General features: G+C 54.1%; 21 protein-coding genes. 18 read left to right on the top strand and 3 right to left on the bottom strand.

Features of this window, described 5'->3' with window-relative positions; genetic code table 11:
• Positions 1 to 90: 90 nt before the first annotated feature.
• Genes FHS18_RS10055 through FHS18_RS10070 form a run of 4 tightly spaced genes read left to right on the top strand, consistent with a single transcriptional unit; the run spans position 91 to position 2191 of the window.
• Positions 91 to 654, top strand: a complete 564-nt coding sequence (locus FHS18_RS10055; RefSeq protein WP_343060483.1) for a nucleotidyltransferase family protein — start codon at positions 91 to 93, stop codon at positions 652 to 654.
• Entirely contained in the window at positions 654 to 1283 is a 630-nt protein-coding gene (locus tag FHS18_RS10060) for a pyridoxamine 5'-phosphate oxidase family protein (protein WP_183599574.1), read from the top strand. The genes FHS18_RS10055 and FHS18_RS10060 overlap by 1 nt, the downstream gene beginning before the upstream one ends.
• Before the next feature lie 36 nt (positions 1284 to 1319).
• Positions 1320 to 1679: a cupin domain-containing protein gene (locus FHS18_RS10065; protein WP_183599576.1), complete on the top strand. Its 360-nt coding sequence runs from the start codon at positions 1320 to 1322 to the stop codon at positions 1677 to 1679.
• Complete coding sequence (locus FHS18_RS10070; RefSeq protein ID WP_183599578.1) at positions 1679 to 2191, top strand: NUDIX domain-containing protein; 513 nt, start codon at positions 1679 to 1681, stop codon at positions 2189 to 2191. Before FHS18_RS10065 ends, FHS18_RS10070 begins: the two co-directional genes overlap by 1 nt.
• A gap of 19 nt (positions 2192 to 2210) precedes the next feature.
• Here the strand turns inward: FHS18_RS10070 and FHS18_RS10075 are convergent, their stop codons facing one another.
• Positions 2211 to 3944 (bottom strand): methyl-accepting chemotaxis protein, encoded by a 1734-nt coding sequence (locus tag FHS18_RS10075; protein WP_183599580.1) that lies wholly within the window; start codon positions 3942 to 3944, stop codon positions 2211 to 2213.
• 166 nt (positions 3945 to 4110) lie between these two features.
• Here FHS18_RS10075 and FHS18_RS10080 point away from each other — a divergent pair, with 166 nt between their 5' ends.
• The 8 genes from FHS18_RS10080 (at position 4111) to FHS18_RS10115 (ending at position 9569) form a co-directional block, all read left to right on the top strand.
• Positions 4111 to 4608, top strand: coding sequence for a GNAT family N-acetyltransferase (locus tag FHS18_RS10080; protein ID WP_183599582.1), 498 nt, complete (start codon positions 4111 to 4113; stop codon positions 4606 to 4608).
• A gap of 140 nt (positions 4609 to 4748) precedes the next feature.
• Positions 4749 to 5174: a VanZ family protein gene (locus FHS18_RS10085; RefSeq protein WP_183599584.1), complete on the top strand. Its 426-nt coding sequence runs from the start codon at positions 4749 to 4751 to the stop codon at positions 5172 to 5174.
• 92 nt (positions 5175 to 5266) lie between these two features.
• Entirely contained in the window at positions 5267 to 6031 is a 765-nt protein-coding gene (gene hisA / locus FHS18_RS10090) for a phosphoribosylformimino-5-aminoimidazole carboxamide ribotide isomerase (RefSeq protein WP_183599586.1), read from the top strand.
• A 34-nt stretch (positions 6032 to 6065) separates the two neighbouring features.
• Positions 6066 to 6827 carry a class I SAM-dependent methyltransferase gene (locus tag FHS18_RS10095; RefSeq protein ID WP_183599588.1) on the top strand — a complete coding sequence of 254 codons (762 nt, stop codon included), beginning with the start codon at positions 6066 to 6068 and terminating at the stop codon, positions 6825 to 6827.
• A gap of 19 nt (positions 6828 to 6846) precedes the next feature.
• The gene (locus FHS18_RS10100) at positions 6847 to 7140 is read left to right on the top strand and encodes an antibiotic biosynthesis monooxygenase family protein (RefSeq protein ID WP_183599590.1); all 294 of its coding nucleotides are present in this window, start codon (positions 6847 to 6849) and stop codon (positions 7138 to 7140) included.
• 173 nt (positions 7141 to 7313) lie between these two features.
• Positions 7314 to 7775, top strand: coding sequence for a GyrI-like domain-containing protein (locus FHS18_RS10105; protein WP_183599592.1), 462 nt, complete (start codon positions 7314 to 7316; stop codon positions 7773 to 7775).
• A gap of 13 nt (positions 7776 to 7788) precedes the next feature.
• Positions 7789 to 8748, top strand: coding sequence for a DMT family transporter (locus FHS18_RS10110; protein WP_183599594.1), 960 nt, complete (start codon positions 7789 to 7791; stop codon positions 8746 to 8748).
• A gap of 20 nt (positions 8749 to 8768) precedes the next feature.
• Complete coding sequence (locus FHS18_RS10115; RefSeq protein WP_183599596.1) at positions 8769 to 9569, top strand: PhzF family phenazine biosynthesis protein; 801 nt, start codon at positions 8769 to 8771, stop codon at positions 9567 to 9569.
• A 75-nt stretch (positions 9570 to 9644) separates the two neighbouring features.
• Here the strand turns inward: FHS18_RS10115 and FHS18_RS10120 are convergent, their stop codons facing one another.
• Positions 9645 to 9932: a WGxxGxxG family protein gene (locus FHS18_RS10120; protein WP_183599598.1), complete on the bottom strand. Its 288-nt coding sequence runs from the start codon at positions 9930 to 9932 to the stop codon at positions 9645 to 9647.
• A 181-nt stretch (positions 9933 to 10113) separates the two neighbouring features.
• On the opposite strand from FHS18_RS10120, the gene queD reads away from it, so the two are divergent.
• The 3 genes from queD to queC are packed head-to-tail and all read left to right on the top strand — an operon-like array spanning position 10114 to position 12026.
• Entirely contained in the window at positions 10114 to 10596 is a 483-nt protein-coding gene (gene queD / locus FHS18_RS10125) for a 6-carboxytetrahydropterin synthase QueD (RefSeq protein ID WP_183599703.1), read from the top strand.
• A complete protein-coding gene (locus FHS18_RS10130) occupies positions 10583 to 11302 on the top strand; it encodes a 7-carboxy-7-deazaguanine synthase QueE (protein ID WP_183599600.1) in 720 nt (239 codons plus the stop codon). Before queD ends, FHS18_RS10130 begins: the two co-directional genes overlap by 14 nt.
• A 19-nt stretch (positions 11303 to 11321) precedes the next feature.
• Positions 11322 to 12026: a 7-cyano-7-deazaguanine synthase QueC gene (gene queC, locus FHS18_RS10135; protein ID WP_183599602.1), complete on the top strand. Its 705-nt coding sequence runs from the start codon at positions 11322 to 11324 to the stop codon at positions 12024 to 12026.
• Between the two features lie 149 nt (positions 12027 to 12175).
• Here queC and FHS18_RS10140 read toward each other — a convergent pair whose 3' ends face one another.
• The gene (locus tag FHS18_RS10140) at positions 12176 to 13384 is read right to left on the bottom strand and encodes a GGDEF domain-containing protein (protein WP_183599604.1); all 1209 of its coding nucleotides are present in this window, start codon (positions 13382 to 13384) and stop codon (positions 12176 to 12178) included.
• Between the two features lie 118 nt (positions 13385 to 13502).
• Between FHS18_RS10140 and FHS18_RS10145 the strand changes: the two genes are divergently transcribed.
• The 3 genes from FHS18_RS10145 to FHS18_RS10155 are packed head-to-tail and all read left to right on the top strand — an operon-like array spanning position 13503 to position 19296.
• Positions 13503 to 14633, top strand: coding sequence for a glycosyltransferase family 4 protein (locus FHS18_RS10145; RefSeq protein WP_183599606.1), 1131 nt, complete (start codon positions 13503 to 13505; stop codon positions 14631 to 14633).
• Positions 14634 to 14653: 20 nt separating this feature from the next.
• On the top strand, positions 14654 to 15985 hold the full coding sequence (locus tag FHS18_RS10150; RefSeq protein WP_183599608.1) for a metallophosphoesterase: 1332 nt from the start codon (positions 14654 to 14656) through the stop codon (positions 15983 to 15985).
• A complete protein-coding gene (locus tag FHS18_RS10155; protein ID WP_183599610.1) occupies positions 15982 to 19296 on the top strand; it encodes an AAA family ATPase in 3315 nt (1104 codons plus the stop codon). Before FHS18_RS10150 ends, FHS18_RS10155 begins: the two co-directional genes overlap by 4 nt.
• Positions 19297 to 19305: the final 9 nt, after the last annotated feature.

Here is a 19305-nt window from a genome sequence, read left to right on the forward strand (position 1 = left end):
GGCAGCCGGTTTCCAAATGTTACGAGCTATGATAGTATTTCGAATATTACAAAAAAATGCAGTCTAGTAAGAGGGCTTGGAGAAGGAGAGATGAAGATGCAAGAGCAGCGGCTAATATCCCTGATAGAAGCGAACCCGCGATTGATGGCAGATTTGCGCTTGGTGCGGGAGATTGTTCCTGAAGAAGCCTATATCAGCGCAGGCTACATTCGGAACTATGCATGGGATGTTCTGCACGGATACGACGCAAGGGACAAGCATACCGATATCGATGTCGTCTATTATAATCGCGACCAACTCGGGGAAGAGCGCGATCTTGCTTACGAGCAGCGGTTGATCCAAGCGACGGGACGACCGAGCTGGTCGGTCAAAAATCAAGCGCGAATGCATCTGCGCAACGATGATGCGCCGTACGACTCGCTTGAAGATGCGCTGAGCCGCTGGCCGGAGACGGCTACCGCGATAGGCGCGAGAATCGACGAAGAAGATCGTATTCACTTCTGCGCTCCTTATGGACTAGAAGACTTATTCGCGCTGAAGCTGCGCCAGAGTCCGTTATTCCTTAACCGGGACTACTATCGGCAACGAGTAAGTAGCAAGAACTGGCGGGCGGATTGGCCGCTCCTGCAGGAGCTGGAAGGAGGCGAGTCGTAATGGGTCCATTCCAGCAGCGTATCGAATCCGAAGCGGAACTCCGCGAATTGCTCGGTCATCCCAATGCAATCGTACAGCGAAAAGTGATTCATCGGTTGGATGCACACTGCCGGCATTTTATCGCACAGTCCCCGCTCTTGTTCGCGGCGACCCCGGATGCATCCGGCGCTTGCGATGTCTCGCCTCGAGGAGACGCGCCGGGCTTCGTGCACGTGGTGGATGAGCAATATCTCGTCATCCCTGAACGTCCCGGCAATCGTCGAATGGATACGTATCTTAATCTGTTATCGAATCCTCATATTGGTCTGATCTTTCTTATCCCGGGGCTTCAGGAAGTGCTTCGTATTAACGGGGAGGCCTGTCTGACGCAAGATCCATCGCTTATGGCAGCGACGGCCGCGCATGACAAAGTACCGAAACTCGGCATCGGCGTGAAGGTGAAAGAGTGTTATATGCATTGCGGTAAAGCATTCATTCGTTCCGCGATATGGAACCCGCAGGAATGGCTTGATCAGGCGGACTTGCCCATACCGGCAAGAATCATTGCCGACCATGTGAACGATGCAGGCATTCGGGAGCAGCAAGTTGCCGATGGTCTGAGAGAAAGCTACGAGCAGCGGCTATATTAACGATCCAGCTTAACGACGTGAAGAAGGGTGAACGAGATGAAGATCAGCAAACATAATGCCGAACATTACAAATGGGGAGCGGACTGCGACGGCTGGGTAATGGTGCAGCGCCTGCAACAGAGTGTCATCCATGAGCTGATGCCGCCAGGAACGCAGGAGGTCCGTCACTATCATCGGGAAGCGACGCAATTTTTCTTTGTACTGCATGGTGAGGCGGTCATGGAGATCGAAGGAGAGGAGATAACGCTGAATGCCCAGGAAGGCATCGAAGTGCAACGGGGTTTATGTCATTGCATCCATAACCGCTCGCAGCTGCCGGTCGAATTTCTCGTCATCTCGAATCCGACCACCAAGGGAGATCGAGTGATAGAAAGCGGCGGGGAGGCAGTTTCGTAATGGCGATTCGAACAAGGCAGATGGCAGCGGCCTTTCTCTTCCATGGCACGAAGATACTGCTCATGCACAAGCGCGGTTCGCGCTGGCAGCGGCAGACAGTGCCCTTCTATAGTGCCATCGGCGGACATTTGGAGCCGGAGGAACTGAATGATCCTTATGCGGCATGCTTGCGGGAGATTGAAGAAGAGACTGGCCTTGCCGCATCCGACTTGGAGAACCTGCAACTTCGATATGTGCTGCTGCGGCTGAAGGAAGACGAGATCCGCCAGCAGTTTATTTATTTTGGCCGCGTGAAGCATGATCAGGTCGTCGCCTCGGATGAGGGGGAGCTCGGGTGGCATGAAATAGCAGAACTAGCCTCCCTTCATTCCTCGCACATACATCACGCCGTCCTCCGGCATTATCAAGAAAACCCGGATCAGGCGCACATTTATACAGGGACGATGTCGATCGCTTCCGATGGTCAGCCGATCGTCCACTGGCAAGTGCTCCGGGATCCGGGTGTATTCTAACGGTGATTGCTTACTAAGACTAGACTTTGAAACGGCCTACGGCATGATTTAACTGATCGGCTAGGTGACGCAGATGATCGGACGAACTCGCGACCTCTTCCATCGTAGCCAACTGCTGTTCCGAGGAGGCAGCGACGCGCGTGGCGTTCATGGAGGAGCCGGAGGCGATACGCTCAAGCTCCATCAACGAAGCGGCGATCTCTTCGCTGCTGGCCGACATCTCTTCGGAAGCCGCAGAGACTTCCTGCACTTGTTCGGATACCTGGCGGATCGATTCGACGATCGTTCGGAACGTTTCGCCGGCTTGGTGCGCGATATCGGATCCTGCGCGCGCTTCCGTCGTCGTGTGCGTCAAGGAAACGACAGACTCCTTGATGCTCGTTTCCGTATTTTTGAGAATGGCGGAGATCTGCTCGGACGACTCCTTGGAACGTTCGGCAAGCTTGCGGATTTCCGTCGCCACGACTGCGAATCCTCTGCCATGTTCGCCCGCGCGGGCGGCCTCGATCGAAGCATTCAATGCGAGCAGATTCGTCTGATTCGCAACATCGCTAATCATCGCCAGAATCTCGTTAATGCGGCTGCCGAGCTGGGCGACATTGTTAATCGCTTCGACGGATTCGACCAGATTCTGTTCGATTGCCTGCATCTGGGCAACGGTGGAACGCATGACGGCTTGACCTTCGCTCGCATTATAGCTGGTCTCGGCGGCCAGGTCGGAGACGACGGATGAAGATTCGGCAATTCGCTGAATGCCTACAGCCATCTCGGTCATGGCCCGCTGGCAATCTTGCGAGCTTTGCAGCTGAGTCTCGGATCCGCCTGCTACTTCCTGAATCGATTCGGCAATCTCCTGCGTGGCCAATGCGGTCTGTTCCGCGCTCTGCTGCAGATCGGTTGCGGAGCGGGAGACTTCGCCTGATGTCTCTTTAATGTGCGCGGTAAGCTGGCCGAGTTCGTGAATCATTTGATTGAACGATTGCGCGGCTTGAGCGATCTCATTCTGCCCTTTAACCGGTATCGATACCGTCAAATCTCCGGAAGCGGCTTGCTTCGAAACATGGGCAAGCGTACGAAGCGGCTTGATCGCGGAGCGAATGAGCCATAACATAAGCGCAACGGCTATGGCTGCTGCAATTAGACCGATACCGACAGCGTTCAATAGCTTCATCTGAAGGTCATGCTCGACCTGATCGTAGTCAAAATCCAAGCCGAACAGCGCAAGCACTTCGCCTTTGTCGTCGATTACGGGCGCCAGATAGGTGATCCACATGCCATTCTGGTCCGTATACGGCGCGGTCAGGGTGGAGTTGCCCGCTATCACCTCGTCATAACCAGCAAGGAAGATCGGAGGCATTTCGTATAACGTACCTGGCGGCTCGCTGGCATCTTGTATCGTTGTCAAATACGTTTTGCCGTCTTTCTCGATTTTGTCGGTCAACATCATGTAGGCGTTGGAAGCGCTGGTGTTATGCGTCATCGCTTGGAATTGGCGTTTCAGCGCGGTGAACAGCATCTCGTCGGTTTTGTTCGCTTCGACTAGTTTATGAGCATCGTTGAGCAGGGCGTTATTCGCATCCATCTGCCCGCTGAGGGTGGTTCCGATCCGAGTCATCTCGCTCATATAAGTTCGCTTGCCGCTCACATAATTGACGGCGGCCATGCTGCCGATCACGGCGATGAATAGGAGCGAGGTTACGATGAGGCTTACGAGAGCGAGACTCTTAATCTGTACAAATTTGCGGAAAATCATAGTGGTCGCACCTTTCGTATAGTAATATTATGTGTATTGGCAGCCTAAGCTGCGCAACCTGTATACAAGTTTGCAAGGCAACGCCAAGTATAAAGAGGAAGCGTTAGGAATTTGCAGTAAAAAATATTAGATTTTTGTTAGGCGTATGGCCAGGAAAGGTGACATCATGATGGGGAAGTTGACATTCGTAACCTACGATGAACAGTATTTGGAGCAGGTAACACGCACGTATAATCACTATGTCGCGCACACGACGGTCTCTTATGACCTGGAGCTGTATACGACGGAGCAGATGCGCCAACTGATCGAGCCGGCCTCCGAACTCTACCGTTCCTATGTCATCATGGATGACGGGGAATACGCGGGGTATGTCCTCATTACGCAGCATAAGAAGAAAGCAGCCTTCAAAGTGACCGGCGAGGTGACGATTTATTTGGAGCCGACTTCAACAGGACGGGGAATCGGCAAGGCGGCTATTCCGTTCATCGAGCAGATAGCCAAGGAGCAGGGGATGCATTCGCTGGTCGCTTCGATCTGCAGCAGCAATGAAGGGAGCTTGCGCATTTTCGCTAACCATGGTTACGAGCAAGTCGCCCATTATAAAGAGGTCGCGTATAAATTCGACCGTTGGCTCGATTTGATCTGCCTGCAGAAGTTCATTTAATCAAGGCGCGAAAGGCATGAGCGGCTGGATTGCGGCATATCGATAAGGTGGACAAGGGATAGGGCCTTTAACGAATAGCGCAAGAATGGATACAACGATCGAAGGCATGTCCGTCCCAGTAAAGGAGGCGGCGAGAATCGATGAGGCGCGGGACAGCATGGATCATTACCGCTTATACCGTGTTACTGTTGTATTGGATGTTTATCGGCTTTGGCCGGATGAATTTGGATACGACATCCTATCATTATAATTTGATCCCGTTTCACACGATCAAGATGTATTTTAAGCATGCGGACCATTTCGATCTTCGCACGTGGGCGATCAACGTCATCGGCAACATAGCGGTGTTCGTTCCTTTCGGACTGGCTGTGCCCGTCTTGTGGAAACAGACGTGGCTGCGCTTTGTGCTTCAATTTATGGGCGTGCTGATCGTGCTTGAAAGCCTTCAGCTGGTGAGCAAACGGGGCAGCTTAGATATAGACGATCTGTTGCTCAACACGATTGGCGCAGCGATTGGATTTGGCTTGTACCGGATGATCGTGAAACGCGTAACGTACAAGCTGTAGGCGAAGCCGCGATTATCGGAAGCGGCGATTAGCTTAAGAGCTTGCATCATCCGCAGCGGCAACGAAGAATGAGGAGAAAGAGGTACAGTAGAATGGAATTCAGACCTTGTATTGACTTGCACGGCGGCAAAGTAAAGCAGATTGTCGGAGAGACGCTGACAGCCGCGGCAGCGGAGGGCGGAGTCGTCGAGAACTTCGTCTCCGAGCATGACTCAAGCTATTATGCGGCCATGTTTAAACGGGACGGACTGCGCGGCGGGCACGTCATCATGCTGGGCGGCGGCAATGAAGAGGCGGCGCTGGCGGCGTTGAAGGAATACCCAGGCGGCTTGCAGGTCGGCGGCGGGATTACGGCGGATAACGCATGGCGTTACTTGGAAGCCGGCGCTTCGCATGTCGTCGTAACGTCGCATATTTTCCATGACGGCATCCTTGATATGGACCGGCTGAATCGAATAGCCGAAGTCGTGGGCAAGGACCGTCTCGTCATCGATCTTAGCTGCAAGCAGAAGGACGGCCGGTGGTATGTCGTTACCAATCAGTGGAAGACGTTCAGCAGCTTCGAGGTGAATTCGGACAACCTGCGCGAGCTCGAGCAATATTGCGACGAGTATCTGGTTCATGCGGTCGATGTCGAAGGCAAACGGACCGGAATTCTCGAGAGCCTGGTAACGCTGCTGGCCGATTCGGTTACAATACCGACAACGTACGCGGGCGGAGCGAGGTCGATTGAGGATCTGGAACGTTTCCGCTCCTTGACAGGCGGTAGACTCGGGATTACGATCGGCAGCGCGCTGGATATTTTCGGCGGTAATCTGTCCTATCGGGAAGTCGTGGATTTTTGCCGCGAGGCATAAGGATCAGAGTTGAGCGGTAAGGAGGAGGACGCAAATGGATAGCAAAAGCCGGTTTTCCAACCGAGTCGACGATTATGTCAAATTCAGGCCGACGTATCCGGACCCATTAATCGATTATGTCATCGATCAGTTCCGATTGGCGCCTGAGACGCCGATCGCGGATATCGGTTCGGGAACAGGGATCTTCACGCGGCTGCTCTTGGCACGAGGCCTTACGGTGTACGGCGTAGAGCCGAATGAGAAGATGCGTCAGGCCGCGGAGGCCGAAGCGGTGAACGTGCGCAAGGGCCGCTATCAATCCGTGGATGGCTCGGCCGAGCATTCAACCTTGCCCGACTCGTCCGTGTCTGCCATCTTTTGCGCGCAAGCGTTCCATTGGTTCGATGCGGAGTTGACGAAACGGGAATTCCAACGGATTGTGAAGCCGGATGGAGCGGTCGCGCTCGTCTGGAACAAACGCGATACGATTGGCTCGCCGTTCGCAGTTGAGTATGAGGCGTTACTGCATCGATACGCGCCGGATTATAAGGATGTCGGTCACATGAAGCTGACGGATGACGACTTTCGGCGATTTTTCCGCGAACGAGTGTACAACAAGGTTGAATTCCCGCACGAGCAGTTCATATCGCGTGAACAACTGCTTGGCCGCGCTGCCTCATCTTCCTATACGCCAAGTCCGGGCACGTCGCACTATGAACCATTTATCCGCGAGCTGTACGGATTGTTCGACCAGCATCAGACAGAGGGACGGGTGCCGTTCCACTATACGACCGAGCTCTATTACGGACAAGTCTAACCAATAAGCGAGGCACACGATGATACTAGAAGTTGCAATCCTGAAGGTGAGGCCCGAATTGGTGGCTACCTTCGTTCCCACGTTCAAGCAGGCTTCCGCCATTATTTCCTCGATGAAAGGTTATATCAAGCATGAGCTGCAGCGATGTCTCGAGCAGGAGGGTCAATATATCTTGCTGGTCTGGTGGGAGACCTTGGAGGATCACGAGATAGGCTTCCGCCAGTCGGAGCAGTATCAGCAGTGGCGGAAGCTGCTTCATCACTATTACGATCCGTTCCCGGTGGTCGAGCATTACGAGCGGATTGAACTGTAAATCTATGGGGCGATTCGCATTCGTTTCGTAACCGGCGGGCATATATGTAGTTCCAGAAAATGTTACCCGCGCGGCTGCATCTCATGGTACACTTAAAGTCGGGTGAAGCATTCGCAAGATGGCTGCTTGCCGGCCAGCGTGCTCGCTTACAACGCTCAGGGAGGTCTATCGCGATGAACAATTGTGCAGTGGTAACTAAGCCCGCCATCAACTTGGTCGGAATCAGCTACTGCGGACCTTATTCAACGTTTCCGGATGAAGCCATTCGATTACAGAGCGATTTCCTTTCCCGCAGGCATGAGATTAACGGCGAAGTGCTCTCGACGGCGATGCACAGTCCGTATTTCGGCAATGAGGTGTTCGCGACGTACTGGGCTTGCTACGAGGTAGCCCACATGTCAACGGTCCCCGAAGGGATGGTGCAATTCACCATACCGGAGCGAACGTACGCTATGGTACGATGTACGAACAAACGGATCGGGGAAGGGTACGAGACCTTGTTTGCATGGATGAACGACCAGCGTTTGGTCAAACGGGACAATGCCGTGTCGCTCGAGATTTTTTACATCGATGAGCATTTGGAGGAAGAGCCCGTTGACCTGCTTATCCCAATAGAAGATAAACTGAAGGAGTAAGACTTTTACGATTATGACAGCAGCTCAGTTTTATCGGCCCCCTCTGGGTGTATTAGCCGCCTCCGGCTTGGCAACCTTGCTGTGGGGCAGCGCTTATCCTTTTATCAAATGGAGCTATTACGAGCTTCAGATAGGCCGTAATGATACGTTCGAGCAGCTTTTGTTTGCCGGCTACCGATTTACGCTGGCAGGGCTGCTCATTCTTCTTTTTATGCTCGTTCGCCGGGAGTCGCTCGGTTATCAGCGAGGCAGTATGCGAACATTGATGCCGATCGCCGTATTGCAGACGGTGTTGCAGTACACGTTCTTCTATGCGGGGATGGCGATGAGCCAAGGGATCGTTGGCGCGGTTATCGCCGGAACGATCTCGTTCTTCCAGATCGTATTGGCGCATATCGTCTACCCGGATGACAAGCTGAACGGTACCAAGACGACAGGTTTGTTGATCGGTTTTACAGGCTTACTGGTGCTGGGTTTATCGAATTCGGCTTCAGGCGGATTTATTTTCTCGCTTGGTGAGATTCTGCTTATTCTGTCCGCCTTCTGCTCGGCCGCAGCTAATCTGCTGTCGCGCAAAGGTGCCGGACTGTACAGCGTATCCTATATTAATGGCTATCAAATGCTCATTGGCGGCGTCGTGCTGCTGCTGATTTCGGCGTGGCAGACCGGCATCGCGCCTTTTCACTTTCATGTGGCTTCGGCGTTTATGTTGCTTCACTTGGCGATCGTGTCGGCGGCGGGCTTCATGCTGTGGAACAATGTCATGAAATACAATCGTGTCGGCAGCGTCTCGATGTACCTGTTCCTCATCCCTGTCTTCGGCGTCATCCAATCGGCAATCCTATTGTCCGAGAAGCTGCATGCGGTCGTCTTGGTCGCTCTATTGCTTGTCAGTCTGGGCATAGTCGTCGTGAATCGGCGCAAACGGACCAAACAAGCGGTACAACCAACCGCACTGAATGTGAGCGAATAATGCAAGGAGGGAAAGCGCCGATGTCAGCATTAATGGCCATCATCGATGCGTTTGCGTCCGATCCGTTCAAAGGAAATCCGGCCGCTGTTTGTCTGTTGGAGGAAGAACGGCCGGATGATTGGATGCAAGCTGTCGCGCAAGAGATGAATCTGTCGGAGACCGCCTTTCTAGTAAAGCGTGAGGACGGATATAGTCTCCGTTGGTTCACGCCTTCTACCGAAGTGGATCTTTGCGGACACGCCACATTGGCCTCCGCACATTTCGTATGGGAGCACGGGCTTCTTGATCGGCAAGTCGAAGGCAGGTTCCACACAAGAAGCGGTCTGTTAACCGCACGGTATTCGGACGAGGGGATCACGCTCCATTTTCCGATTGAGCGAGGAGAGCCGGCGGTAGCGCCGGAAGAGCTGATTCAAGCTTTAGGCCTTATTCCACGTTATGTATCGCTTAGTCGAATGGGTTATATGGTAGAGGTCGACAGCGAGACAACCGTTCGAACCTTGGTACCGGATCTAGCGCTCATCGCTCAGCTGCCTGTCCAAGCCGTTATCGTGACGAGCCGCGGCGCAAGTCAGCTTGGAAGCCCGTATGATTTCGTATCGCGCGTATTCCTCCCATCGATCGGGATCGATGAAGATCCTGTAACCGGATCGGCTCACTGCCTGTTGGCCTCCTACTGGGAGAAACGACTGAGGAAGAACGAATTTCTCGCTTATCAGGCATCTCCGCGAGGAGGCGAACTTCGTGTTCGGGTTGATGGTGAGAACGTTACGTTGCTTGGACAAGCTGTGACGATAATGAGCGGCCGGCTACGGATCTAATTTTCATTGCTTGCGAAGGAAGCCCTTGACCAATTCGGTCAAGGGCTTTTAACGTTTGTTGCGGTTAATAAGGAGTTAAGCGCGCTCCCGATCTCGATCCCGGTTACGTCCCCGCATCCCGGCGAGTCCTAACAGACCAAGTAGACCTAGCCATCCCCAATCGGTGCCGTCATCGTCTTGGGCAGCATTGATACGATAATAGTTCGCGCCCGTGTCATAGGTGTTGAGCCTATGCGCATTATCGGTACCATACGTTTGCGTATTGCGGTTAGCTCCCGTATCAGTCGCGGATGTTGCAGAGGCTGTCACGGGTACAAGAAGGAGACTGGTTGCTAGTAAAGCAGCTGCAATTTGCCTTTTCATGTTTCAACCCTCCGAGTGTCAAATTGAGTGCATGCACAGCTGTATTACTATGCCCGATTATCGGAGCGGTTATGAATCAGACCGGGCAGGAGGAAGAGCAGGTAATGGTTGCGGGTAGCCCTGACGCGATGAACCATGCTATAATGAGCCTACTTCCTAGGATGGACGAGGTGTGATTAACGTGACATACGAAATACCGAAGCATATTCAACAGCTTGGCACTGACATTCAAGCTCATGAATTGCGCTATCATAATCGACGGGTGCTCGTGTCCAAAGAATTTACGTTCGACAGCGCGCATCATCTGCACTTATATGACGGAAAATGCAAGAGCATGCACGGCCATACGTACAAGCTGCAGCTTGTCATGTCCGGTAAGACGGATCATCGCGGGCTCGCCATTGATTTCTCCGATATAAAGCGGATTGCCAAAGAACGGGTGATCGACCGATTGGATCACCGTTACTTGAATGAGGTACTCCCGCCGATGAACACGACTGCCGAGAATATGGTCGTATGGATCTATGAGCAGGTAGACACAGCCCTTCGCGAGGAAGGCTATGCTCCGAATGTACGGCTGGAGGAAGCGCGGCTGTGGGAGACGCCAACCAGCTATGCTGCGGTGACCCGGGCGCTCATGGAGGCGGAAGATGACGCAAGCTAAAATTCGGCAAGAGACGAAGGACCCGCGTACGATTCGTCTGCCGATGGTCGAAATATTCGAAACGGTCGAAGGCGAGGGGACCCGCGCTGGCTATCCGACCGTTTTTGTGCGTTTATTCGGCTGCAACCTGCGCTGTGTGTGGTGCGATACGAAGTACAGCTATCCGCCGGCTGAAGCGGAATTCACGATGACGATCGGCGAGATCGTGCAGAAGGTGGAACAGGATTATAAAGCCACCCATATCTGTATGACTGGCGGAGAGCCGCTGCTCTACGGCACACGATCCGGCGCGCTGCTTGAAGCATTATGTGCGATCGAGCGCATTACCGATGTGCATGTGGAGACGAATGGCGCGATTGATTTGGCACCGTTCCTTAACAGCATCGCTTCACCCAAGGCCAGATACGTCATGGACTATAAGCTGCCCGACTCCGGGGAGAACGATGCGATGCTGCACGACAATTTTGCGCTCCTTCGGCCGCAGGATGAAGTGAAGTTTGTCATTGCTTCCGACCGCGATTTTGAAGCCGCGTTAGAGGTGCTGGACAAATATCCGACAGCTGCCGTGCCGCTGTTCTCGCCGGTATGGGAGAGCATGCCGCCAGCGAAGCTTGTAGAGAAAATCCTGGCAGCCGGCAGGCCGGGCATTAAGTTGAATATGCAGCTGCACAAGATTATTTGGGACCCTGCCAAGCGGGGCGTTTAAGTGAGGAGTGACATTTAGGATGACATCACAAGCGAAGAAAGCGGTCATTATACTAAGCGGCGGCCTGGACAGCACTACGTGCATGGGATTCGCACGCGAATCAGGCTATGAACTATACCCGATTACATTCGATTACGGCCAGCGCCATCGCATCGAGCTTACGAATGCGCGTAAAGTCGCGGAATTCTACGGGGTTGCCGAACGATTCAAAGAGATCAAACTCGGCTTTTTGCGCGAGTTTGGCGGCAGCGCGTTGACCGATGATAACATAGCGGTACCCAAAGTAGATGTGCAAGGGGAGATCGAAGAGAGCGAAATTCCGATCACCTATGTGCCCGGCCGCAATCTGATGTTCCTGTCCATCGCAACCTCCTACGCAGAAGCAGTTGGTGCAGAAGCGATCTATATCGGCGTGAATGCGCTCGATTATAGCGGGTACCCGGATTGTCGTCCGGAGTTTATCGATAAAGTGCAAGAGGTCATGGCGCTTGCGACCAAAGTCGGCGTAGAAGGCAAGCCGATCACCATCGAGACCCCGTTGATCCTGCTGTCCAAGGCGGATATCGTTCGTGAAGGCACGCGAATGGGCGTTCCTTATGAGCTCACAACCTCTTGCTACAATGGGGAAGAAGAGGCCTGCGGCGAATGCGACAGCTGCCGTCTTCGCTTGAAGGGGTTTGCCGAGGCGGGACAGACTGACCCTGTTCCATACAAATCGAGATAAATAAGGTGAAACAGCGAGCAGCAGCGTCTATGATGGCGATCTGTGCGTTTCATTCCAGATTAATGATCGTTGTATGCCAAAAAGCCGCAGACCCTGTGTCTGCGGCTTTTTGGCTATGTCAGTCTTACTTAAAGATGCTGACGCTTGAGCTAAAGTTTGTGGCTCTCAGCCGAAGATTTCGCGGATGCTTTCGTCTTGGAGCGTGTCTTCGCGGAAGCGTGGTGCTGCGTTACTTTATTCTTGCCGGTCGTCTTGGATTGGTACATCGCTTCATCGGCTCGTTTGACGATCTCTTCCACAGATGTGTCTTGCAAGCCGCTGCAGACGCCGATGCTGACGGTGACGATCGTTTCCTTCTCGATCCTGGCTCGGATCGCTTCGGCGACAGTTTCGGGCTTCGTCTCTTCACCGACCACCAGGGCGAGCAATTCCTCGCCGCCGTATCTGCCGGCGATGCCGATTCCGCTAGTCTCTTCCTTCAGAATCTCGGCTACTTGTTTCAAGACGCCGTCTGCTTTGTGGTGGCCATGCGTATCGTTAAGCCGCTTGAAATTGTCGATATCGCAAAAGATAATGCCAATTCGTCCGATCTCACGAAGTGCCTGCTCGGCTTTCTTGTTGAAATGCCGCCTATTATACAGCGAAGTTAAGCCATCCGTAATCGATGAATGGAAGGTTGTCATCAGTCGCTCCACGACCCATTCGAACAAGAGAAGGAAGAGCAGCGTATAATAGATGACAGGCAACCATTGGCTCAGCATAAGGACGAATGGCGACGAGCCCTCGAACACATAGCGTTCGGCTAACCCGGTCAGATGGTAGAAAAAATAGACGATCAGGCTCGCGGAATAGTTGAGCCGCTGCTCGATGCCCCGGCTGTTCAACAGTATGGCGAGAATGACGGCAATGCCATACAGATCGAGTATAAGCGTCGGGTGCCATTCGGGACTGCTATCCGCCGCAAGAGAGGTTGGATTGAGCAGCAATCCGAACCCGGCTGCCAGGAACATGCCGATTCCGAGCAGGATGAAGGGCTGCCGTTTTAATCTGGAAGACGGCTGAGTATACAATTTCATGAACACAAAGTTTATAATGATGAATGAGAGCAGGCCTAATAGCGATTGTATGAGCTGCAGATCAGGGTAGGAAGACAAGCTTGATGTGTGCTGGGCGAGCAGCATGCCCTGTTGGATCAGTATTACGGGCAGAACCCCGATCAGCAGCCGATAGATTCCGTTGCGCCGATACATCCGGTGCAGGCGGATGGCCATGAAGAGCATCATCATGACCAGCGTCATGACGCCTCCGGTCGCGAAGGTTCGTCCAGCATGGCCGGCGAGCCATTGCAAAGTAGTCATGGTGGTATCTCCCAATCTAGTATTCGCTAACATCATAAGCTAGCTTTACAGAAACATATGTTCTATTATATCATGTTTGAGGCAGGTGGCAAACCATCTGTCGTTTAGGAGGACGCGTATGCGGATATTACAAGCGCTGTTTTTTCCACCAGAGCAGCCCGGCGGGGTCTCATCGATGATCCCTTACATTCAAGAACGATTCAACAAGATCGGCTGGCCGATGGAGCTGTTCTCTTTGCCCAAGCGCGTGCGCGGCAAAGGTCAGGAAGAGATTGTGTTTGAGACGTTTGATCCCAAGGCGTTCGAAGGGCATCCGATCGTGGATAAGTATTTGCAGACTTATAAGGATTACGTCTGGTGGACGAAGCTGAGAATGACGAAGCGATTCGACCTTATCCATGCGCATCATCCGATTGCCGGACTAGTCATGAAGCAGCTGTATCCAGATACGCCGCTGGCCATGACGATCCACTCCAGTTATGAGCGGGAGTTGATCTTGAACGGCAAGATTGAAGAAGGCAGCCCGGAACATCGGTTTCTAACCTCGATCTACCGGGAGCTGGAAGTGAAGGCAGACAAGATTCTGACCGTATCCGATTCGTTCCGGCAATATCTGAAGCCGTATATGGAAGATGTGGATCGAATTAAGGTCATACCGAACGGATTCGACGAGAAGCGATTCAAGCCGATCTCCCATGAGAACGAGGTCGTTCAACTAATTACCGTATGCCGCCTTGTTCCTGCCAAAGGACTTGATATTCTGCTGCATGCCTGTGCGGATTTGAAGCGGAAGGGACATCCTTTCGTGCTGCATATCATTGGTGACGGGCCGATCCGCCCCGAACTGGAGCAGCTTGCGCTGCAGCTGGACTTATACGATGATATTATTTTTTATGGCTATATGCTTCATCCGGAAGAGTTCATGCCGTTCTTCGATGTGTTCGTCCTGCCGTCCCGGGCGGAGGCATTCGGTTCGGTATTCGCCGAGGCGGCGCTCTGCTGGCTTGCGCTGATCGGGACGAATGTAGGCGGCATTGCAGAGCAGATCGACGACGGGGTTAACGGCTTGCTCGTACCGCCTGAAGATCCGGCTGCGCTGAGCGAGGCGCTCGAGAAGGTTATTACCGACCCCGTATTCCGTTACAACATGGCTCGCCATGCCTGGAATAAGGCGAAGAAGGTTTATTCGCTGCAGCGCGTCATCTCGCAGCTGAAGCAAGTCTATGTTGAATTGAAACCAGAATCATAACGTGCAGGAGGTGCTCGCGTGTGGGTATACGATTCCGATTTATACACGCTGCCGATCTGCATATTGACAGTCCATTCCGAGGGTTATCGGAAGCGCCCGATTATGTAAGGGAGGCGCTTGCCGATGCGACTATCGAGTCTGCCAAGAAGCTCACCGAAGCGGCGATCGCGCATCAGGTCGACTTTGTCGTGATCGCCGGCGATTTATATGACGGCGCGGATCGTTCGCTGCGGGCGCAGCTGACGCTGCAGCGCGAATGGGAGAGGCTGCACGCATATGGCGTGCAGCTATTTGTCATCCATGGGAATCACGACCATCTGTCCGGTTCGCGAGCGAATCTGGCATGGCCGCCTAATGTGCATATTTACGGTGCCGACGAGGTAACCGTTAAGCCGGCTTATACGCGAACAGGCGAGCTTGCCGCATATGTCCACGGGATTTCCTATGCGAATCGGGCAGTTTCCGAGAATTTAGCCAAGCGTTATCAGGCGCTCGGCAATGAGACCTATCAAATCGGTCTGCTGCATGCGAATGTGGACGGAGATGCTTCGCATGATCCGTATTCGCCTTGCTCGCTAACCGAGCTCGTCGGCTCCGGATTCCATTATTGGGCGCTGGGGCATATCCATAACCGCCATATCATGCATCAGGACCCTTATGTGGTCTATTCAGGGAATACGCAAGGGCGCCATGCCAAAGAGACCGGCGCGAAAGGCTGCTATCTGGTTGACGTCACACCGCAGCAGCAGACGCAGTTGGCTTTTATCCCGCTGGATACCGTCCGATTCGAGACGGTGAGCGTCGATCTTACAGGCCAGAAGTCGGAACAGGGGCTCCTCGATGCAATGGAGGCGGCGATCGGCGCTGCTGTCATGGAGCATGCAGGCTGCCGGTTAATGATACGTGTCCGACTCGTCGGACGAAGCGGTTTACATGCGAAGCTGATGGAGGCGACGTTCGGCAAGGAACTCTTAGAAGGTCTGAGGGAACAATTAGCCTACGATTCGGACAGAGGGACCGCCGGAGATTGGGTATGGGTGACTTCATTGGAAGTCCGTACAGGCGCAGAGCTTCAACTCGAGACTTTGGCGGAAGAAGACAGCTTTGCCGGCGAGGTGTACCGAATGCTGCTTGATCTGTCACAACACCATGAACTGCGCCAACAAGTGCTGGATGAAGCAACAGCGCCGCTGATGTCGAATGCAAGGCTGCGTCGCCTTGTACGCGGTTATTCCGAGGAACAGCTTGCCCAGCTGCTGAATACGGCCGGGGAGATGGCCTGCGGCATGCTTGCCGATGATCAGCGGCAAACGGACCGCGAACAATCCTCGAAGGAGGAACAGCGGTCATGAAGTGGACGGGCATACATATTGACGGTTTTGGCAAGTGGCACGATTTTAAGTGCGAGCTGAATGATCAGGTCGTCGTTATCTACGGGCCGAATGAAGCGGGGAAGAGTACGCTGCTCTCCTATATCCGGAGTATGCTATACGGGTTTGCGACGAGGGCGAATCCGGCAGAACGGCAGGAACCGGTGAACGGCGGCAAGCATGGCGGCAGACTGTTTTTCGCGCAGGGGACTGGCAGTCATTACGTCCTTGAACGCTATGCTTCCCAATCCGGCAAGATTACGTTAAGAAGGCAGGCAACTGAATACGACGGCGAACAGGCGATGACGACCGAGCTCCTCACCCAGGAGGAATGGGAAAGGCAGTATCTTGGCGGATTGAATGAGCGCGTCTACCGTCAGTTGTTCTCCATCACGCTCTCCGAGCTTGCAGCGATCGGTATGCTGGAAGGCGATGAGCTCGGCAAACAGCTATATCATGCCAGCTGGAACGGCGGTGCGGCGGTCGCGCAGACCGAGAAGCAGCTCGCTGCCCAGCTGGATTCTCTATTCCGGCCGCGCGGAAGTACGCATCCGATGAACAGGACACTCAAGAGGTTAGAGGAGCTTGAAGCGGAGCTAAGAAGTCTGGAGGATGGAATCGAACGGTATCGCGCTTTATTGGATACGATCTCCAGTCTCGAACAGGAGCAGCAACAGGCGGAACTAATGCTGCCTGAACGAAAGGCTGAGGCTGCCCTACTCGCGAGGGCTTGCGAGCTGCATCCATCTTGGCTGAAACTCGAAGCGCTTCGCCTGGAGTATCGTACGCTTGAACGTTGGTCTGCGTTACCCGAGGATCTTCGTGGCAGGTGGGACGCTCACGTAGCCGAACATGAACGTCTGCATGCCGAACTCCTGCACAGCCAAGCCGCGAAACTGAAAGCTGAGCACAAGCTGGCAGGACTTGCCTATGAGGAAGCCTTGCTGGACCGTTATGATGAGCTTGGCCGCCTGGTCTTGTCAGCCGAGCATATTCAGAACCTCCGATTCGAACGGCAAGAGCTCACGGCCGACCTGGAGGAACAGCTGGAACGAAGCCTGCAGGTCATTCAACGTATTGGCCCTGGCTGGACGCCGGAGCAAGTGGCGGCATGCCAGATGACGGTGGCGGATCGGGAAGCAGTTCGCAAGTGGCGGGAAGAGCTGCTTCAGCTGACCAAAGCGCAAGAAACCGGCGCTGCGGAGCTGCGAAGCTTAGCGCCCCAACTGCGGGAGCTGGAACAGCAGATGGATTCGCTGCAGCAACAAAAGGGCCAGAAGGTCCATGCGGAGTTTGAGCTGCTGCCGCTAACGGTAGAGTCGCTCACCTCAGCATACCGCGCATTCGAGGATGCATGGAGGGAGTGGGAGGTGGAGCAGGTTCGGACCGATCAGCGTCAGGAGGCCAAGCCGGAGATAGGATCCGTTGCCGGCAAAACTGCTTCGATCCGCCTCTGGCTGGCTGCGTCGGCATTCATTTTTCTTAGCCTGGGATTGGTTGTCGCGGATCAGGGCCTTGCTGCGACGATAACCGGTGCTGCGGGAGTAATCTCGGCGGTAATTGCCGCCTGGAGACATCTCGGGTCACGAACATCCAAGTCTAGCCCGCCGAGTGATGGTCGGCAGCTGAATGTCGCCTCGAACCCGAGCGCTGCCAGAACGCGTCTCACCTCAGCGTTGGGGGCGCTCGTTGCGGATCCAGATCCGCTCATCAACGCTTTATTCCATGCACAGAGACGAAATGAACATGCGTCCTCGGAGATGGAAGCAGCGGCCTCTTTTGTGACTTTGCCGTCGCGGAGCCGCGGTTCGCGAGGACGTCCATCCGAGCGGAACCATGCAGTCGAGTCCATGAACCAAGGGATGGCAGAAATCGCCGCAGCAGGCACGCAGGAACAGCGGTTATTCGTCCGGGAGCGGTTGGTTGCGGCCGTTGACGCTAGGCAAAGTGAACTGCGATACGAGATGCGCCAACGTGAGCGCTATGAAGAGCTTGAAGGCAGAGCAATCCGGTTGCGTGAACAGGCAAATGAGGTGAAGGCGAACCTGTGGCAGGTCGAGGAACGCGAAGCGGCGCTGAACTTCACTTGGCAGCAGCGGCTGCGTCATTGGGAACTGGATGAGGATTTATCTCCGGAAGGAACGCTTGAAACAATGGAGATGATTGAACAAGCACGCGCCAGACAGCTGGCTGCCGATCGGCTTGAACGCAAACGATCCGCGATCGAACAGCAGATTATTGAGTTTGAGGATGCAGTCGGCGACATCGCTGCTTATTCCGGAGTCGAGGTAGAACAAGCGGGTAAGGATGCGGTGACCGTTCTGCATCTGTTACATGTCGAAGCGGGGCGTTCTGCCGCTGCAAGCCGCGAAGCCGACCTTGTGCGCCAGCAGATTGAAGAATGGGATAGCCAATCACAATTGCTGGATCGCCAATACACAGCGTCGCTGCAGCAGCGGGAGGAGTGGCTCTCAGCCGCACAAGCAGGAAGCGAGTTGGAGTTCCATCAAGCCATGGATGGGGCGAACCGGCTGCGGGAAGTGGAACGCGAGATGCACCGCTTGGAGGTCGAGATCGGCGCGGGACATTCGCAAGAGCAACTGGCGGAGCTTGGGATATGGTATAAGCGCTATAGTTATGCCGAGCTTGCCAACCGACGAGACGAGTGCGAGGAACACTCGCGTTCAGAGCAGCAGCAAGAACGGACGCGGATGGAGAAGCTGGGACGTTACCGGCTTGAGTTAGCCCAACTGATCAAGGATGAGCAGAAACGCAAACTAACCGATGACCGTGAGCAAGCGCTTGCCTCGCTGGACGATATGATAACGCGCTATATTATCGGCTCGGCCGCGCTGACCTTAATAAAGCGCACCAAGCAGACGATGGAAGAGCAACGCCAACCGGCTGTCCTCCGTCAAGCCTCCCGCTGGATTCAGCTGTTGTCAGGCGGTAAGTATTCGAGAATCGGATTGCTGTCGGAAGAGCAATCCATCATCCTGGAGACTTCCGATCATCTGCGGATCGATAGTATTCACCTCAGCCGCGGGACGGCTGAACAGGTTTATCTGGCCATGAGGTTCGCGCTTGCGGACGAAGCGGCTGCTACCGTCGGTTTGCCTATGATTCTGGATGATCTATTCGTCAACTTTGACCGTTCGCGGCTCGACAATGCCATAGATGTAGTAAGGGAAATGTCAGCGGGCAGGCAGATTATCTTATTGACCTGCCATGACCATGTACGGGATCGGATCATGGAGAAGCTTCCTGCTGCGAAGTTAATTACGCTGGCATAGCGCAGCCAT

It is taken from the genome of Paenibacillus phyllosphaerae (assembly GCF_014192105.1).
Classification (GTDB): domain Bacteria; phylum Bacillota; class Bacilli; order Paenibacillales; family Paenibacillaceae; genus Paenibacillus_Z; species Paenibacillus_Z phyllosphaerae.

Coding starts and splice junctions, on each gene's coding strand:
- FHS18_RS10110 (WP_183599594.1), top strand. CDS start 7,789: ATGACAGCAGCTCAGTTTTATCGGCCCCCTCTGGGTGTATTAGCCGCC.
- FHS18_RS10085 (WP_183599584.1), top strand. CDS start 4,749: ATGAGGCGCGGGACAGCATGGATCATTACCGCTTATACCGTGTTACTG.
- hisA (WP_183599586.1), top strand. CDS start 5,267: ATGGAATTCAGACCTTGTATTGACTTGCACGGCGGCAAAGTAAAGCAG.
- FHS18_RS10145 (WP_183599606.1), top strand. CDS start 13,503: ATGCGGATATTACAAGCGCTGTTTTTTCCACCAGAGCAGCCCGGCGGG.
- FHS18_RS10130 (WP_183599600.1), top strand. CDS start 10,583: ATGACGCAAGCTAAAATTCGGCAAGAGACGAAGGACCCGCGTACGATT.
- FHS18_RS10105 (WP_183599592.1), top strand. CDS start 7,314: ATGAACAATTGTGCAGTGGTAACTAAGCCCGCCATCAACTTGGTCGGA.
- FHS18_RS10070 (WP_183599578.1), top strand. CDS start 1,679: ATGGCGATTCGAACAAGGCAGATGGCAGCGGCCTTTCTCTTCCATGGC.
- FHS18_RS10055 (WP_343060483.1), top strand. CDS start 91: ATGAAGATGCAAGAGCAGCGGCTAATATCCCTGATAGAAGCGAACCCG.
- FHS18_RS10095 (WP_183599588.1), top strand. CDS start 6,066: ATGGATAGCAAAAGCCGGTTTTCCAACCGAGTCGACGATTATGTCAAA.
- queC (WP_183599602.1), top strand. CDS start 11,322: ATGACATCACAAGCGAAGAAAGCGGTCATTATACTAAGCGGCGGCCTG.
- FHS18_RS10120 (WP_183599598.1), bottom strand. CDS start 9,932: ATGAAAAGGCAAATTGCAGCTGCTTTACTAGCAACCAGTCTCCTTCTT.
- FHS18_RS10155 (WP_183599610.1), top strand. CDS start 15,982: ATGAAGTGGACGGGCATACATATTGACGGTTTTGGCAAGTGGCACGAT.
- FHS18_RS10065 (WP_183599576.1), top strand. CDS start 1,320: ATGAAGATCAGCAAACATAATGCCGAACATTACAAATGGGGAGCGGAC.
- FHS18_RS10100 (WP_183599590.1), top strand. CDS start 6,847: ATGATACTAGAAGTTGCAATCCTGAAGGTGAGGCCCGAATTGGTGGCT.
- FHS18_RS10060 (WP_183599574.1), top strand. CDS start 654: ATGGGTCCATTCCAGCAGCGTATCGAATCCGAAGCGGAACTCCGCGAA.
- FHS18_RS10075 (WP_183599580.1), bottom strand. CDS start 3,944: ATGATTTTCCGCAAATTTGTACAGATTAAGAGTCTCGCTCTCGTAAGC.
- FHS18_RS10080 (WP_183599582.1), top strand. CDS start 4,111: ATGATGGGGAAGTTGACATTCGTAACCTACGATGAACAGTATTTGGAG.
- FHS18_RS10115 (WP_183599596.1), top strand. CDS start 8,769: ATGTCAGCATTAATGGCCATCATCGATGCGTTTGCGTCCGATCCGTTC.
- FHS18_RS10140 (WP_183599604.1), bottom strand. CDS start 13,384: ATGACTACTTTGCAATGGCTCGCCGGCCATGCTGGACGAACCTTCGCG.